The sequence below is a fragment of the Pontiella sp. genome, from assembly GCF_041622395.1.
Taxonomy (GTDB): Bacteria; Verrucomicrobiota; Kiritimatiellia; order Kiritimatiellales; family Pontiellaceae; genus Pontiella.
Map to the genome: position 1 here is coordinate 1 of NZ_JBFJYW010000049.1, position 15,760 is coordinate 15,760.

Annotated in this window: 15 protein-coding genes and 2 tRNA genes; 15 read left to right on the forward strand and 2 right to left on the reverse strand. The window is 61.7% G+C overall.

The window, feature by feature from the left end:
- The coding region (locus ABYO54_RS04540; RefSeq protein WP_372807056.1) for an ATP-dependent 6-phosphofructokinase at nucleotides 1–897 on the reverse strand (897 nt) is incomplete at its 3' end.
- A gap of 13 nt (nucleotides 898–910) precedes the next feature.
- Nucleotides 911–1,924, reverse strand: coding sequence for a phenylalanine--tRNA ligase subunit alpha (pheS, locus tag ABYO54_RS04545; RefSeq protein WP_372807057.1), 1,014 nt, complete (start codon nucleotides 1,922–1,924; stop codon nucleotides 911–913).
- Between the two features lie 181 nt (nucleotides 1,925–2,105).
- On the opposite strand from pheS, the gene ABYO54_RS04550 reads away from it, so the two are divergent.
- The 15 genes from ABYO54_RS04550 to ABYO54_RS04620 all read left to right on the forward strand — a co-directional run bounded on the left by ABYO54_RS04550 (nucleotide 2,106) and on the right by ABYO54_RS04620 (nucleotide 15,570).
- A tRNA-Ser gene (locus tag ABYO54_RS04550) sits at nucleotides 2,106–2,195 on the forward strand.
- 68 nt (nucleotides 2,196–2,263) lie between these two features.
- A tRNA-Gly gene (locus ABYO54_RS04555) sits at nucleotides 2,264–2,338 on the forward strand.
- A 118-nt stretch (nucleotides 2,339–2,456) separates the two neighbouring features.
- Nucleotides 2,457–3,641, forward strand: a complete 1,185-nt coding sequence (locus ABYO54_RS04560) for a PQQ-binding-like beta-propeller repeat protein (protein ID WP_372807058.1) — start codon at nucleotides 2,457–2,459, stop codon at nucleotides 3,639–3,641.
- A complete protein-coding gene (locus ABYO54_RS04565) occupies nucleotides 3,628–4,314 on the forward strand; it encodes a ferredoxin family protein (protein WP_372807059.1) in 687 nt (228 codons plus the stop codon). Before ABYO54_RS04560 ends, ABYO54_RS04565 begins: the two co-directional genes overlap by 14 nt.
- A complete protein-coding gene (locus ABYO54_RS04570; RefSeq protein WP_372807060.1) occupies nucleotides 4,311–5,504 on the forward strand; it encodes a radical SAM/SPASM domain-containing protein in 1,194 nt (397 codons plus the stop codon). Before ABYO54_RS04565 ends, ABYO54_RS04570 begins: the two co-directional genes overlap by 4 nt.
- Before the next feature lie 9 nt (nucleotides 5,505–5,513).
- Nucleotides 5,514–6,314, forward strand: coding sequence for a prenyltransferase/squalene oxidase repeat-containing protein (locus ABYO54_RS04575; protein WP_372807061.1), 801 nt, complete (start codon nucleotides 5,514–5,516; stop codon nucleotides 6,312–6,314).
- Nucleotides 6,301–7,899: a prenyltransferase/squalene oxidase repeat-containing protein gene (locus tag ABYO54_RS04580; protein ID WP_372807062.1), complete on the forward strand. Its 1,599-nt coding sequence runs from the start codon at nucleotides 6,301–6,303 to the stop codon at nucleotides 7,897–7,899. The genes ABYO54_RS04575 and ABYO54_RS04580 overlap by 14 nt, the downstream gene beginning before the upstream one ends.
- The gene (locus ABYO54_RS04585; RefSeq protein ID WP_372807063.1) at nucleotides 7,892–8,308 is read left to right on the forward strand and encodes a VOC family protein; all 417 of its coding nucleotides are present in this window, start codon (nucleotides 7,892–7,894) and stop codon (nucleotides 8,306–8,308) included. Before ABYO54_RS04580 ends, ABYO54_RS04585 begins: the two co-directional genes overlap by 8 nt.
- Nucleotides 8,305–9,627: a PQQ-binding-like beta-propeller repeat protein gene (locus ABYO54_RS04590; protein WP_372807064.1), complete on the forward strand. Its 1,323-nt coding sequence runs from the start codon at nucleotides 8,305–8,307 to the stop codon at nucleotides 9,625–9,627. Before ABYO54_RS04585 ends, ABYO54_RS04590 begins: the two co-directional genes overlap by 4 nt.
- Nucleotides 9,627–11,162, forward strand: coding sequence for a polyprenyl synthetase family protein (locus ABYO54_RS04595; RefSeq protein ID WP_372807065.1), 1,536 nt, complete (start codon nucleotides 9,627–9,629; stop codon nucleotides 11,160–11,162). The genes ABYO54_RS04590 and ABYO54_RS04595 overlap by 1 nt, the downstream gene beginning before the upstream one ends.
- Nucleotides 11,159–12,592 carry a PQQ-binding-like beta-propeller repeat protein gene (locus ABYO54_RS04600; RefSeq protein ID WP_372807066.1) on the forward strand — a complete coding sequence of 478 codons (1,434 nt, stop codon included), beginning with the start codon at nucleotides 11,159–11,161 and terminating at the stop codon, nucleotides 12,590–12,592. The genes ABYO54_RS04595 and ABYO54_RS04600 overlap by 4 nt, the downstream gene beginning before the upstream one ends.
- Entirely contained in the window at nucleotides 12,589–13,539 is a 951-nt protein-coding gene (locus ABYO54_RS04605; protein WP_372807067.1) for a hypothetical protein, read from the forward strand. The genes ABYO54_RS04600 and ABYO54_RS04605 overlap by 4 nt, the downstream gene beginning before the upstream one ends.
- Complete coding sequence (locus ABYO54_RS04610) at nucleotides 13,536–13,712, forward strand: hypothetical protein (protein ID WP_372807068.1); 177 nt, start codon at nucleotides 13,536–13,538, stop codon at nucleotides 13,710–13,712. The genes ABYO54_RS04605 and ABYO54_RS04610 overlap by 4 nt, the downstream gene beginning before the upstream one ends.
- A complete protein-coding gene (locus tag ABYO54_RS04615) occupies nucleotides 13,709–14,269 on the forward strand; it encodes a 4Fe-4S binding protein (protein ID WP_372807069.1) in 561 nt (186 codons plus the stop codon). Before ABYO54_RS04610 ends, ABYO54_RS04615 begins: the two co-directional genes overlap by 4 nt.
- 125 nt (nucleotides 14,270–14,394) lie before the next feature.
- Entirely contained in the window at nucleotides 14,395–15,570 is a 1,176-nt protein-coding gene (locus tag ABYO54_RS04620; protein WP_372807070.1) for a 4Fe-4S binding protein, read from the forward strand.
- Nucleotides 15,571–15,760: the final 190 nt, after the last annotated feature.

Below are 15,760 nucleotides of genomic sequence, written 5' to 3' on the forward strand. Positions count from 1 at the left end.
AACCACGACCACGGCATGCTCCTTGCGGCGCAAGCGTTTTTCGAGCACTTCGAGGAATCCGTTCGGTCCGTGCAGGTCGAACGGCACTTCCGGCACCAGGCAAAAGTTGACGGCGCTGTTGGCCAGGGCGGCCGAGGCGGCAATCCAGCCGGACTCGCGGCCCATCAGCTTGACGAGGCCGACGCCGTTGCGGTAGGCGCGGGCTTCGTTGTGCGCGTTGGTGATGATGTCCCAGGTGGATTCCACCGCGGTTTCGAAGCCGAACGAGCGCTGGATCAGGCTGATGTCGTTGTCGATCGTCTTCGGAATGCCGACGACCGCGATGGGGATGTTGCGCTCTTTGAGCTTGTTGACGATGTCGCGCGAGCCGCGCTGCGTGCCGTCGCCGCCGATGGTGAAGAGGATGTTGACGCCATAGTGGACGAGGGTGTTGATGATCTCGTCCTCGTCCTGGCGGCCGCGGGAGGACTTGAGGATGGTGCCGCCTTTTTCGTGGATCTCGTCGGTGTTGTCGGTCGTCAGCTCGATCGGGTAGTGGTAGTACTTGGCCACCAGGCCTTCGTAGCCATACTTGAAGCCCAGCACGCGTTTGACGCCGTAGCTCTCCAGGCTGCAGAAGGTCAGCGCGCGGATGACATCGTTCAGTCCCGGGCAAAGGCCGCCGCAGGTGACGATGCCGACGGTGACATCCTTGGGGTTGAAGAACAGCTTTCTGCGCGGACCCGCCAGCTCGAAATATTCGATGTCCTCGATCCTTTCGAGGGCGGAGAACTCTTTGGTCCGGTCGATGCTGGCCACGGCTTCGCCTTCATAGAAGCGGACGAGTTGGTCTTGCAGCGGCGAGTCGTGGGTCGCTTTGCCCAGGGATTCCGCCCTATGGATTTTAAGCTCTTTCATCGGACTGCTCCTTCTAGAATTGGGAAAGGAACCGTACGTCGTTTTCGTAGAGGTTCCGGATGTCGTGAATGCCATACAAAATCATGGTGATGCGCTCGATGCCCATCCCGAATGCGAATCCAGTCACCTTCGAGCTGTCGTAGCCGACGGCCTGGAAGACGTTGGGGTCGACCATGCCCGCGCCGAGGATCTCGATCCAGCCGCTGTTTTTGCAGACGCGGCAACCCTTGCCGCCGCAGACGTGGCAGGTGAAGTCCACTTCCACGCTCGGCTCGGTGAACGGGAAAAAGTGGGGGCGGAAACGGATCTTCACGTCCGGCCCCATCAGTTCGCGGGCGAAATAGGAGAGCGTGCCCTTGAGGTCGGCCAGCGAGACGTTTTCGTCGACGAAGAGGCCTTCGACCTGGTGGAAGTTGGCCGAGTGGGTGGCGTCCGGCGTATCGCGGCGGTAGCAGCGGCCCGGGGAGATGATGCGCACGGGCGGCTTGTGGCCCATCATGTAGCGCACTTGCACCGGGGAGGTGTGGCAGCGCATCAGGTCGCCGTTGTTCAAATAGAACGTGTCCTGCTCGTCGCGCGAAGGATGGTCGGCCGGCGTGTTGAGCGCATCGAAGTTGTTCCAGACGGTTTCGATGTCCGGGCCGTCGGCCACGGTGAAGCCCAGGGTTTGGAAAATCTTCGTGATGCGGTCGGTGATCTGCGTGATCGGATGGCGGGTGCCGAGGCCCTGCCACTGGCCGGGTTGGGTCAGGTCGAAGCCGGCGGCGCCCGTTGCGCCGCCTGCCGAGAATTCCGCTTGCTTCGACTTGATCAGCTCCGTCAGCTCGTTCTTCAGTTCGTTGACGGTTTTGCCGAACATCGGCCGTTCTTCCGGCGCGACGTCCTTCAGTTCCTGCATCACTTTCGGGAGCAGCCCTTTGCGTGCCAGATATTCGATGCGAATCGCCTCGAGTGCTTCCGCATTCGCCGCGGTTTTCGCCTTTTCCAGCGCCGCCGTCTTTAAGTCAACCAAGTCTTGCAGTGTCATAATTCAACCCCGATTCCGTAAATTGGAAAAACAGCGACCTATAATCCTAGCTGTACCAAATATGGCAATTGCTTTTTTCCGGTTTCTTCCGGGTACTTTTTGGGGGTCCATGAAAAATTCCGGAAAACCCGATTGCTTTCCGAAAAGCGAGTGTGTAGCTTTCCCGACTTGTTGCCATTCCGGAGAGGTGTCTGAGTGGTTTAAGGAGCGCGCTTGGAAAGCGCGTGTGCGGGTAACTGTACCGGGGGTTCGAATCCCCCCCTCTCCGCCACTTTTTCCGCAGGTCGGGAAAAGGGAATGCCGCACTCCGGGAAGGAGTCGGCTGGCAGCGAAAAAAGCGCGAGCGTAGCTCAGTGGTAGAGCTTCACCTTGCCAAGGTGAATGTCGAGAGTTCGAATCTCTTCGCTCGCTCCATTCTAAACCCGCTTCGGTTCTGCCGGAGCGGGTTTTTTCTTTTCCCCACCTTTTGCGCGATCCTTTTGCATTGCGGTTTCGTTTCATATACAGTCCGTCGCCTTAACCGGAGGTTTTCATGGGAAAGTGGATTGGATGTTTGATGGCAGCGGCGGTGGCCGCCGGCGCGGTCGCGGACGATTGGTATACCTGGCGCGGCCCCACGGCCGATGGGATTTCGAAGGAAACCGGGCTGAAGCCGACGTCGGCGAAGAAGATCTGGACCAAGGAGCTGGGCGTGGGCTATTCCGCGGTCGGCGTCAAGGACGGCCGGCTCTACACCATGGGGCATGCCGACGGCGTCGATACGGTCTATTGCCTCGAGGCCGCGACGGGCGCGACGATCTGGAACTATTCCTACGATTGCGAGACCGGGAAGTACAAGGGGCCGCGCGCCACGCCCGTCATCAACGACGGCAAGGTGTATACCGTCAGCCGAACCGGGCTGCTGATCTGCTTTGACGAGGGGTCGGGCAAAAAACGTTGGGAAACCGATGTGCTGGCCGAGACCAACAACAAAGACAGCCGTTGGGGGTGGGGCATTTCCACCTCCGCCGTCATTGAAGGCGACCTGATTCTGCTGAACATCGGCGCGGCCGGCACGGCGGTCGATAAGCATACCGGCAAGATCAAATGGACCAGCTCCGGTTTGCAAAGCTATGCCTCGCCCGTGGTCTTCAACCATCGGGGCAAGCGTCTCGCCGCCATCTTCAGCGCACCCGGCCTTTTGCTCGTCGATGCCCAGACCGGCGCGGAGGCGGGCCGCTATGAGTGGAAAACCAAATACGACATCAATGGCGCCGATCCGGTGATTATCGGCGACCGCATCTACATTTCATCCGCCTACAAAAGCGGATGCGCCATGCTCGATTTTTCCTCCGGCAAGCTGGAACCGCTTTGGGAAAGCGACCTCATGAACAACCAGTTCAGCACCAGCATCCATATCGACGGCTACATCTATGGCGTCGATGGCCATGTCAAAAACAAAGGCTTCCTCCGCTGCGTCGATGCGAAGGACGGCGCCGAGCAGTGGAGCAAGCCCATCGGCTTCGGCTCGCTTATCGCGGCCGATGGACAGTTGATTGTCCTCGACGAAAAGGGAACGCTCTTCTTTGCGAAGATCGATCCGGATAAATATGTCGAGGTGGCCACCTTCGAAACCGGGCTGGCCAAACTCTGCTGGACGCCGCCCGTGCTCGCCAACGGAATCGTCTACTGCCGCAACGACAAAGGAACGCTGGTTGCCATCGATGTCTCCCAATAAACCCATCCTGATCTGCCAATGCGCCGAGCGCGGGTTGGTCGAGGTCGGCAGCGTCCCGCGGGACGTTGCCGCGGTAGTCGTTCCCGACCTGTGCAAAGCCGCCGCCGCGCGCGATCCGCGGCTGGCAAGCGAATTTGCCGAAATCCACGCCTGCCACCCGCGCGCCGTCCGTGCGCTGTTCGATTTCGCCGGCCATCCGCTGGGCGCTGGGGTCGACGTTGTGAATCACCGCGATCCGGCGATCCGCCCATCCGGCGATCCGTCGTTCCAGTCCAACCCCGCCTGGTATCCCGTCATCGACTACAACCGCTGCACCGCCTGCGGCCAGTGCCATGAATTCTGCCTCTTCGGCGTCTACGAAAAAACGGACGAGGGCCGGGTGGTGGTCGCCCATCCCGGCAGCTGCAAGAACAACTGCCCCGCCTGCGCGCGCATCTGCCCCGAGACCGCCATCATCTTTCCCAAGGTCGGCGAGTCGCCCATCAACGGCGCCGAAATCACCGACGAGGACCAGCGCAAGGCCAACGTGAAGATCAACGTCGATGAAATCCTCGGCGACGATGTCTATGCCGCCCTCAACGCGCGTAAGCAAAAGCGCCGTTCCCTGCTCGATCAAAAGAAGATCGATAAGGCGCTCGAAGAACGCCGGAAATGCTCGGAGAAAAAATTATGAGCGCCACTCTCATGAAGCGGCTGTTGACCGAGCCGGACAAGCGGCTGCTCTGGAAGTTTGCCTACAACTTCGGCTACAAAGGCATGCGCTCGATCGAGCGGTTCCAGAAACGGCTGAAGAACGGGGAATATTTCCCGGCCTTCCTCTTTATCTCCGTCACCAACGCCTGCAATCTGGCCTGCCAAGGTTGCTGGGTGTCGCAAACCAATCCCCCGAAAGAGATCGCGCCCGGCACGCTCGACAACATGATCAACGAGTGCAAGGCGCAGGGCTCCTACTTCTTCGGCATCCTCGGCGGCGAGCCGTTGCTTTACGAGGGCCTCTTCGAGGTCTTCGAAAAGCATCCCGAATGCTATTTCCTGCTCTTCACCAACGGCACCATGATCACCGATGCCGTCGCCAAAGAGATGCGCCGCATCGGCAACATCAGCCCGCTCGTCAGCATCGAGGGGCTCGAAGAGGTCAGCGATGTCCGCCGCGGCGGCGACGGCGTCTACGAACAGTCCATGATGGGGCTGGCCAACTGCACCAAAAACCGCCTTGTCACGGGCGTCTGCACCAGCGTCTGCAAATCCAACATCGACGACCTCGCAAGCGAAACCTTCGTCAACGAGGTGGTCAAGCTGGGCGCGCACTATCTGTGGTACTACATCTACCGCCCCGTCGGCCCCAACCCGTCGCCGGAGTTGGCGCTCGACGAGCAGCAGGTGACCGACCTCCGCCGCTTTATCGTCGATATCCGCACCCAGGCGCCGATCATGGTGGTCGATGCCTACTGGGACGACCAAGGCAACGCCCTCTGCCCCGCCGCCGTCGGCATCGCCAACCACATCAGCCCCGACGGCTACATCGAACCCTGCCCGCCGCTCCAGTTCGCCAAGGACAACATCGGCGACGGCACCGGGCTCTACGACATTTTCAACAAATCGGAATTCCTCGCCAAGTTCCGCACCACCTGCGCCGCCTCCACCCAGGGCTGCATCATCATGGAGCATCCCGAGGTGCTGGCCGAGTTCATCAAAAACAACGGCGCGGTCGACAGTTCCGGGCGCGGCACCCTGTTGCAGGAACTCGGTTGCATGCGGTCGTGCGGTAGCCACCACCAGCCCGGCAACGAGATCCCCGAGCGCAGCTGGGCTTACCGCTTCGCCAAGAAAAACTGGTTCTTCGGCTTCGGCGCCTACGGATAAGGGGGAAGGGTGGAACGAAAACCGCTATCAGACCGCTTGCTGCAATCGGCCGCCGCTTCCCGCCGCTTTTTGGACGGGGACTCGCTCGGCAGGATTGCCCGTTTTGTCCGGGAGCGGCAAAATCGCGACGGGGGATTCCGCGGGCGCGACGCCAAGAGCGATCTGTATTACACCGTCTTTGCCGTCGCCTGCCTTAAAGCGCTGGGCTATCCGCCCCCGGTTTTCAAGATCTGGAAATATGCCCTTTCGTTCGGCATGGGCAAAGACCTCGACCTGGTCCATCTGGTTTGCCTCATCCGGTTGCGCACCGTCTTCCCGCACTTCGGGTCCACCCGCCGCCGTTTGCTCAAGGGGTTGCAGCGGTTCAAGGCCGATTCGGCCTACGGCCTGTTCCTGCGGCTCTTCGCCGGCGACTTCCGTTTCGCGGCGCCTCCCGCATCCATCGCGGTTTCCCGCTCCGATCCCACCACCAACCTGGCGGCGGCGCTCATGGTGGGCCACCAAGAGGGGATTGCCGAAGAACTGCTTGCCCGCGTCTGTTCCGCCGGCGGGTTTGCGCCGTCGAAGCAGATCAATGTCCCCGACCTGCTCTCCACCGCCACCGCCCTTTTTGCGCTCACCCAACGGGGCGTCGACCTCGACGATATTCACAAGCCCTGTTTCCAGTATGTGGAATCGCTCTGGCGCGACAGCGGCGGCTTTGCCGGGCACGTCGCCGACGAATTCGAAGACGTCGAGTACACCTTCTACGCCCTGCTCTCCATCGGCTGCCTCACCCAATCCATGGCCAAGAATTATGGGAATCGATAACGCCATCCAAAACGCGCGCGCGCGCTTGCTGGCGGAACTGACGCCGCAGGGGCGGTGGGAGGGCGAGCTGTCGTCCTCCGCCCTGGCAACGGCGGTGGCGGCGTTTGCGCTGAAGTCGGCGGGGAAAACGGAGCTGGCGGAACGCGGGCTTCAATGGTTGCGCGACCACCGCAATGCGGACGGCGGCTGGGGCGACAGTCCGGAGAGCCCGAGTAATTTTACGACGACCCTGCTGTGCCGCTGCGCGCTCGACCTGGAGACGGGCGATCCCGAAAAACTGGCCGCCGAAATCCTGCGCTTCTACGGCGCGGACCGCACCTTCTCGGTGCCGATCCTGACGATGTGCATGCTCGCCGGCAAGCTGGGCGACGATTGGGCGGCCGTTCCGCAACTGCCGTTCGAGCTGGCGGTGTTCCCGCACAAGTTGTACCGCTTCCTGAACCTGCCCGTCGTCAGCTACGCGCTTCCCGCGTTGATTGCCATCGGCCTGGTGCGCCACGCGCACAAACCCGCGCCGCTTGCATGCTACCGCAACGGGCTGGTTGCCAGGGTGCTCGCCATCCTGCGTTCGATCCAGCCGGAGAGCGGCGGCTTTCTGGAGGCGGCGCCCTTGACCGGCTTCGTGGCGATGAGCCTCGTCGGGGCGGGGCAGGGCGACCATCCCGTCGCAAAAAACTGCATCCGCTTTTTGGAAGAGACCGTCCGGGCGGAGGGCTGCTGGCCGATCGACATCAATCTTTCATCCTGGGTGACCGCGCTCGCTGTTCGGGCGCTGGACGGCGATCTGTCCGATGAACAGCGGGATGCCCTTCGCAACCATCTCGTCAAGACGCAGTGGCAAGAGGAGCATCCGTTTACCCACGCCGAGCCGGGGGGGTGGGGGTGGACCAACCATCAGGGCGGGGTGCCGGACGCCGACGATACGGCGGCGGCATTGATTGCCCTCCATCAACTGGGGTGCGATACGGCGATCGCCGAACGCGGCATTCTGTGGCTGTTGCAACTGCAGAACCGCGACGGCGGGATGCCGACCTTCTGCAAGGGCTGGGGCAAGTTGCCGTTCGACCGGAGCTGCCCGGATTTGACCGCCCACATGATCCGCGCCTTTGCGCTTTGGCGCGACGACGTCGATGAAAACCTCTGGGCGGCGATGTTCGATTCGATCCTGACCGGGGTGGCCTACCTCGAAAAGCAGCAGCGTCCGGACGGCTCTTGGGTGCCGCTGTGGTTCGGCAGCCAATCGAACCCCGACCGGGAAAACCCCGTCTATGGAACCTGCCGCGTACTGGAGGCGCTGACCGGGCTCGACGAAAAGCAATTCCCGCAGGTGGGCCCAATGAAGCAGCGCGCTTTCCGGTGGCTGGAACATCTCCCGCCCGATGGACTCGGCATCGAAGAGCTGGCGCTATGGACTGGAATGACCGGGAAAGGCGTAGATGTTTTGCTTGAAAAGACCGCCGAAGGAACGCGATTTCCGGCTAGCCCAATCGGGCTCTATTTTGCGAGTCTATGGTACTCGGAAAAGCTCTATCCGCTGATTTTCTCGGTGGAGGCATTGAAACGTTGCAGGAAAAACGATGAGTGATTTTATCCAGGGTATCTGCCACTTCGGGCTCTCGGTGTCCGATCTCGACGAGTCGATCCGCTTTTATGGCGAGGTGCTGGGGCTCGAAATGAGCGACCGCCGCGAAAAGGACGCCTTCTTCCAGATTGGCGCCGACGATGTGCTGGCGCTGATCCAGTATCCGGGCGACGCCGAGCGGTTCGCTGCCGAGATGCGCCCGAAGCATTGGGGCAAGGCCTTTACCCATTTCGGCCTGGCGGCCGGCTCGGTGCAGGAGGTCTTTGCTTTCCAGGAGCATCTCAAGGCGCAGGGGGTGAAGATCGTGAAAGAAGCATATGAACGGTGGGACGGGGCAAGCCTCTACTTCCTCGACCCCAACGGCTATACGTTGGAATATATTTATTTTGATCCGAAAGGTGGTGCGCAATGAAAACGATGATGACGGGTTTGGCAGTGGCAATATCCATGGCGGCGACCGCCGCCGACTGGCCGCAGTATGCGGGGATCAATCGCGACAACATCTCGGCCGAAACCGGGCTGGCCGACGCGTGGCCGTCCGGGGGGCCGAACGTGCTTTGGGAAACCGCCGTGCACGACGGTTACTCGGGCCCCGCCATTGTCGAGGGCAAGGCCTATCTCACCGACCGCGCCGGCGACGACAGCCTGTTGCGCTGCATCGACATGAAGTCCGGCAAGGATCTTTGGCAGGTCGCGTTCCCCGATCCGGGAACGCTCAGAAGCAAAAAGTTTGATGGTTCCCGCGGCACGCCGACCATCGCCGATGGCCATGCCTATCTCGTGACGAGCTACGGCACCTTCGTCTGCATCGATCTCAAGGCGAAGAAAGTCAAATGGCGGCACAACATCGCCAAGGACTACGACAACGAGGTGCACCAGTTCGGCATCGCGCAGTCGCCCTCGCTCTACGGCAACCTGGTGCTGGTGGCGCCCAATGCCGCCGAGGTCGGAGTTGCGGCCTACGATGCCGCGTCGGGCGAACGCCGCTGGACGTCGCCGGGGCTCGGCTTCCACGCCTATGGGGGCCCGCGCGTTGAACAGGTCTGCGGGCAGGATATGGTGATCGCCATCGGCTCGGCCGAAAAGGCGCCGCGCCCGTCGCGCCGCAGGCGCGACGAGCCGGCACAGGAGGAGCCCAAGAAGGAGCTGGCGCCCGGCCATGTTGTGGGCCTTTCGCCGCGCGATGGCTCGATCCTTTGGGACTACACCGGTTGGAGTTGCGACTATGCGATTCCCCATCCCGTTCTGCTGCCCGATAACCGCTTTTTCATCACGGGCGGCTACGATGCCGGCTCGGCCATGATCCAGATCGTCAAGAAGGGCGCGGACTTCGCGGTGAAGGAGCTCTACAAAACCGACGACGTCGGCGCGCAGCTCCATCAGCCGATTCTCGCCGGCGACCATCTCTTCATCGGCAGCAACTCCAACAGCCGCAACGATGGGCTCGCCTCGTTCTCGGTCGCCGGCAAGCTGGCCTGGCGCACCAAGGATATCGACGGTGCGCCCAACTTCGAACGCGGCGGCTTCATTCTGGCCGACGGCAAGCTGATCATGCTCGACGGCAAGACGGGCATGCTCCACCTCGTGAAGGCCGATCCCAGTAAATTCCAGCTGATGGCTTCCGCCGAAATGGTCGAGGCGAACGATATGGCCTGGGCGCCGCTCGCTCTCGCCGACGGGCTGCTGCTCGTCCGCGATTGGAATACCCTCAAGTGCGTTGATCTGAGGTAATGGAAAAAACCAAACCAGAGTATGGCGTACCGGCCGAACGGGCCCGGCGCCGCGAGATGCAGCAAGCCGTTGCCGAACATGCAGCGAAGCATGGCTTGGTGCCGCCGCTCTCGATGGAGGAGCTGCGCGACCACGCGGCACGGGTCACGTCTCAATCGTCGCTCGTCGACTACGTCATGGTGCTGCTCAACAACGAGGTGTGGCGCGAAACCGTCGCCTCCATTCCCTACAGCCGCCGCTTGCTGCTGCTGCCCCAATGCCTGCGCAACTTTGCCGACTGCCCCGCCACGCTCGACGAATTCGGCCTGCTCTGCGAAGAGTGCGGCCGTTGCAACATCGGTTCGCTGCAGGCGCTGGCCGAAGACCTCGGCTACGTCGTCCTCGTGGCCGAAGGCTCCACCGTCGTCTCCAAGCTGCTGGTGGGGGGAAAGGTCGATGCCGTCGTCGGCGTCAGCTGCCTCAACGCCCTCGAAAAATCCTTCCCGACCATGGCCGACGGCGCCATCCCCGGCCTCGCCATCCCGCTCACCATCGACGGCTGCGTCAATACCGAAACCGACTTCGAGCACGTCCGCGAAGCCATCCGGCTCAAGTCGTCCGTGCCGTGGAAAAACCAGGTCGATACCCAGGCCATCCACGCGATCGTCGATGGCTGGTTCGCCGAACCGTTCGACTGTGCAACCGAGACCGAGCGCATCGCCTACGATTGGCTGCTCAAGGATGGCAAGCGCTGGCGGCCGTTCCTGCTCGCCTGCACCTACAGCGCCCTCAACGATGGCTCCACCGATTTCCCCGCCGACGTCCGCAAGCTCGCCATCGCCGTCGAATGCTTCCACAAGGCCTCGCTCGTCCACGACGACATCGAAGACGCCGACGACCTGCGCTATGGCCAGCCGACGCTCCACAAGCAATACGGCATCCCCGTCGCCATCAACGTGGGCGACCTCTTGGTGGGCGAGGGCTACCGCTGGATCGGCGAAGTTGAAAACAACGCCGCCGCGCTGCTGCGCGTCGCTTCCGCCAACCACCGCACCCTCTGCGTCGGCCAGGGCGAAGAACTCATCGGCACCGAGCGCAACCGATCCTTCTCGGCGCAGCAGGTCATCGAAATCGCCCGCCGCAAAACCGCGCCCGCCTTCGGCGTCTCCCTCCTGCTCGGCGCCGTCGCCGCCAACGCCGGCCCAGAGCTGCTCGATGCCCTCCACACGTTCAGCGAGTCGCTCGGCATCGCCTACCAAATCCGCGACGATCTGGAGGAATACACCTCCGGCGAAGCCGCCGACCTCCGCGCGTCGATCATTCTCGCATTGACGCCCACCCCCGAGGGGTCAGTCCCGTATTCTAGTAATTACGAGAATACGGGACTGACCCCTCAGGTGCGGAATCGGTTGGATGAGTTGATGGTGGTGGAAAAGGCGTCGCAATTGCTGGAGCACTATAAGAACGAAGCGTTGCGGGCGCTCAACCCGTTGCAGAGCGCCATGCTCAAAACCCTGTTGCGGCGGGTGGCCGCCAAAATGCTGGATCTGGTTTGATTAAGAAAACAACAAGCTGTTTGGTGGCGGTGCCCATCCTCGTATTGTGTGGATGGGCGGCTTTGCATGTGCTCTCGGGATGGCTCTCCGCCGATCCGTCGGCCGGATTGGAGCGGCGCGTTCCCGGAAAGGACGGCGCACCGCCGGTAGCCGAGCGCACCAAGGACGAGCTGCGCATTGAGCTGGCCGGGAAACTCGAAACCTTCGACGGCGTTCCCTCGGAGCTGCCCGGCAACTGGCCGCGCTTTCGGGGGGCGGACTTCGACAACATCTACAAGGGCGGCGCCAAGCTTGCCGACGGATGGGCGGAGGACGGTCCCAAGGTTTATTGGTCGGTCGAACTCGGCGAAGGGCACGCCGCGCCGGCCGTACTCGACGGCTGCGTCTACCTGTTCGACTACAACGAGGAAACCCGTTCCGATGCGCTGCGTTGCTTCTCGCTGGCCGATGGCCAGGAGATCTGGCGTCGCTCCTATGCGTTGCCGGCCAAGCGCAATCACGGACTTTCGCGCACCATCCCGGCGGTCACCGAGGACTGCATCGTCGCCATCGGCCCGCGCTGCCACGTTTCGTGCGTCGAGACCAAGACGGGCGTGTTTCGCTGGGGCCTTGATTTGCAGAAGGACTACGGTACCACCGAGCCGCTTTGGTTTACCGGACAGTGCCCGCTCATCGACGGGGGCAAGGCGATCATTGCGCCCGGCGGTAGCGAAGTGCTCATGATGGCGGTCGATTGCAAATCGGGAGCCGTGGTTTGGCAAGTGCCCAATCCCAAGGGCTGGAAAATGTCGCACTCTTCGATCATGCCGCTCAAGGTGCTTGGCGAGGAGATGTATGTCTACGCGGCCGTCGGCGGGATGGTGGGCGTCTCCAAAGAGGGCGAGCTGCTGTGGGACATCCCGTGGAGCGCATCGGTCATTGCGCCGTCGCCGCTGATGGTTTCCGCCGACCGGATTTTCATTACGGCGGGCTACGGCTCGGGCAGCCTGATGGTGCAGGTGGAAAAAACGGCCGACGGGTATGTCGCCAAGGAAGTCGCCAAGAATGGTCCGAAGGATTGGCTCGCCTGCGAACAGCAGACGCCGATCCTGGTCGATGGGTTGCTCTATGGCATCATGCCCAAGGATGCCGGGGCGCTGAAGCAGCAGTTTGTTTGCTACGATCCCGCCGGCGGCGAACTGGTCTGGTCGAGCGGCAAGACGGCGCGGTTCGGGCTCGGGCCCTTCCTGCTGGCCGACGATAAGTTCTATGTGCTCGACGACGACGGCACCCTGAACATGCTCGCGCTCGACAAGACCGGCTATGTGCCGCTCGCGCAGTATCGCATCCTCGACGGCCACGATGCCTGGGGGCCGATCGCCTTGGTCGGAACCCGCATGCTCCTGCGCGATTCGACTCGGATGGTTTGCATTGAGGTGGGGGGGGAATGAAAAAAACAATCCACAATTGGGTCTGGTTCATTGCTCTGATGGTTTTGATTTTGGGAGTCGGCGTTTTTCTCGGGAAGAACCGTCGCGCCGATTTGGGCAAGAACTTCGACTATTCGCTGGCCGAATACCGCCAGGTGGATCCGAGGTTGATTAAGTACACGGAAACGGATCCGGTTTTACCTGCGCTCAAGAACGCATCGGCAATTGCCGTTTCCGAAAAACGGCAGCTCTACATTGGCGGCGAAAACGCGATCGAGCTGGTTGGCGAAGCCCCCATTGCGGTCGAAGGAACGCCCAGCTGTTTGGCCGTCGACGATGCCGGAACGTTGTTTGTCGGCATGCAGGATCATGTGGTGTTGATCGGCAAGGATGGGCAACGGACGGCATGGCCAAGTCCGGCGGAAAAGGCCTTTCTCACCTCCATCGCGGTGGATGACTGGTATGTTTATGTTGCCGATGCCGGGAGCCGCCGCATTTGGCGCTACAAGAAGGAGGGCGGCAAGCCCTTCGAGATTGGCAAGAAGGATTGGGCAAACGGCGTGCGCGGGTTCAACATTCCAAGTCCGTTCTTCGATTTGGCGATCAGCCGCGCCGACGGGTCGCTCTGGGCGGTCAATCCCGGCTACCATGCGCTGGAGAACTATCGGCCCGACGGCATGCCGCTTTCGAGCTGGGAAGCGCCCGGCATGACCATCGGAGGTTTCAGCGGATGTTGCAACCCGTCGCACTTTGCGCTGTTGCCCGACGGCGGATTCGTCACGGCGGAGAAGGGGTTGCCGCGCATCAAGATCCATAATATCGATGGTTCGCTGCGTTGCGTGGTTGCCGCGCCGGATCAGTTCGACGAAGATGCGTCCGGGCTGGATATTGCCGTGGGCGAGGACGGAAAAATTTATGTACTGGATCCGGGCCGCAACCAGGTTCGTGTTTTCGAGGAGATCAAATGAAACGGATGGATCGAACGGAAGTCTTGAAAAACATCGCCCGTGGCGGGGTGCTTGCCGGCATCGTTGGATACGGCGTCGTGTTGGTGTCGCGGACGGAAAAGGTTGAATGCTCCAGCCGGTGCGGCGCGTGCGCAAAGCTGCAAAATGGAACGTGCAGTCTGGGGCTGAAATGAAGCCGGAAGAAAACAGAGGGCGCCGCAACTTTATCCGCGGGGCGGCGGCGGTTGCGATCGGCGGCACGGTGCTGGCGGCGGCGCGCAGGCGTTCGCCCAAGCTGGTGTGGCAGATCGATCCCGAAAAGTGCACGCGCTGCGGGCGCTGCGCCACGCATTGCGTACTGGCGCCGTCGGCCGTCAAGTGCGTCCACTCCTATTCCATCTGCGGCTACTGCGATCTCTGCGGCGGTTTTCTCCGCCCCGACGCCAAGGGACGCAATACGGCGGCGGAAAACCAGCTCTGCCCCACCGCCGCGATCAAGCGCACCTTCATCGAGGACCCCTATTTCCAATACAAGATCGACGAAGCGCTCTGCATCGGCTGCGGCATTTGCGTCGAGGGCTGCTCCGTCTTCGGCAACGGCTCGATGTATCTGCAGGTCAAGCACGACCTCTGCGTCAACTGCAACGAATGCGCCATCGCCCACGCCTGCCCGTCCGATGCCTTCGTCCGCGTCGTCGCCAAGGACGATGCCTATCTCCTTAAATCCGATCAGGAAAAGAGAATCAGTTAATGACCGCAAAGCCGCAAAGATGCAAAGAATTTAAATCTGCAAGCCTTCGCACCTTTGCGTCGTTGCGGTCCATTATCCTTCTGCTGTTCTTCGCGGTTTCCGCCCACGCCGAGTTCCGTTTTCCGATGCCGGAGTTTTCGACGGGCTATGAACATCCCGCCGTGCATACGCCCGCGCCTTCGAATGCGATGGCGGGGTGGGACGTTGCGGTATTGATCGGTTCGTTGGCGCTGGCCGCATATCTCGTGCTGAAGCGCCGCAAGCGCAACGAGATCCTGTTGCTGACGCTCTTTTCGATGGTCTACTTCGGCTTCATCCGCAATGGCTGCGTCTGCTCCGTCGGCTCGGTGCAGAACATCGTTGCGGGGATCGTCGATTCAACCTACGGCGTTCCGCTGACGGTGCTCGTTTTCTTTGCGGCGCCCTTGGTGTTTGCGCTTTTTTTCGGCCGCGTCTTCTGCGCGGCGGTCTGTCCGTTGGGCGCCATCCAGGAAGCGGTGGCGATCAAGCCCGTCAAGGTGCCGCCCGCCGTTGAAAAGGTGCTCTCGATCTTCCCGTTCATCTATCTCGGTCTCACGGTGCTCTCCGTGGTGATGGGCGCGGGGTTCATCATCTGCCAATACGATCCGTTCGTCGGCTTCTTCCGACTGGGCGGCGGTTTCGGCATGCTGGTTTTCGGCGGGCTCATGCTGGTGCTGGGCATCTTCGTGGCGCGGCCCTACTGCCGCTTCCTCTGCCCCTACGGCGTGCTGCTGAACTGGTGCTCCAAACTCTCCCGCCGCCACGCCGTCATCACGCCGTCCGACTGCATTACCTGCCACCTCTGCGCCGACTCCTGTCCGTACAACGCCATCAACGAACCCACGCCCGCCGCGGAACCCGAAGCCCGTTCCACAGGCGCCAAACGGCTCGGCCTGCTTATTCTACTCGTGCCCGTGCTCGTCGCCATCGGCGTCGGCGTCGGCGGCTTGTTGAAGGAACCGCTTTCGCGCATGCACCCGACGGTGCAGCTGGCCGAGCGCGTCGCGGGCGAAGAGCTGGGGCGCTACGAAGGAACCAACATCGAGTCCGAAGCCTTCCGCGGTTCCGACCAACCCATCGAAGAGCTCTACGCCGAAGCGCTCGATCTCAAGAACGGTTTCGGCACGGGGGGCATGGGACTCGGCGCATTCATTGGGTTGGTCATCGGCTGCAAGCTGATTTCCGTTTCCATTCTGCGCAAGCGCGATGGCTACGAACCCGACCGCGGCACCTGTTACAGCTGCGGCCGTTGTTTTAAATATTGCCCGGTAAAGGAATGATATTTCGATGGAAGGATTTGTGTTGCCCCTACAGGGCAAATAGAGGGGAGGGGTGATGCTGCCCAGACCTAGGGCTTCGCCCTAGGCTAAATTGTGTAGTGCCGTTGGCACATGAAACCAGGGAACAACTGGTAGCGGAGAAAATTGCCCTGAAGGGGCAAGACAGTTTAGCCCGGGGCAACGCCCCGGG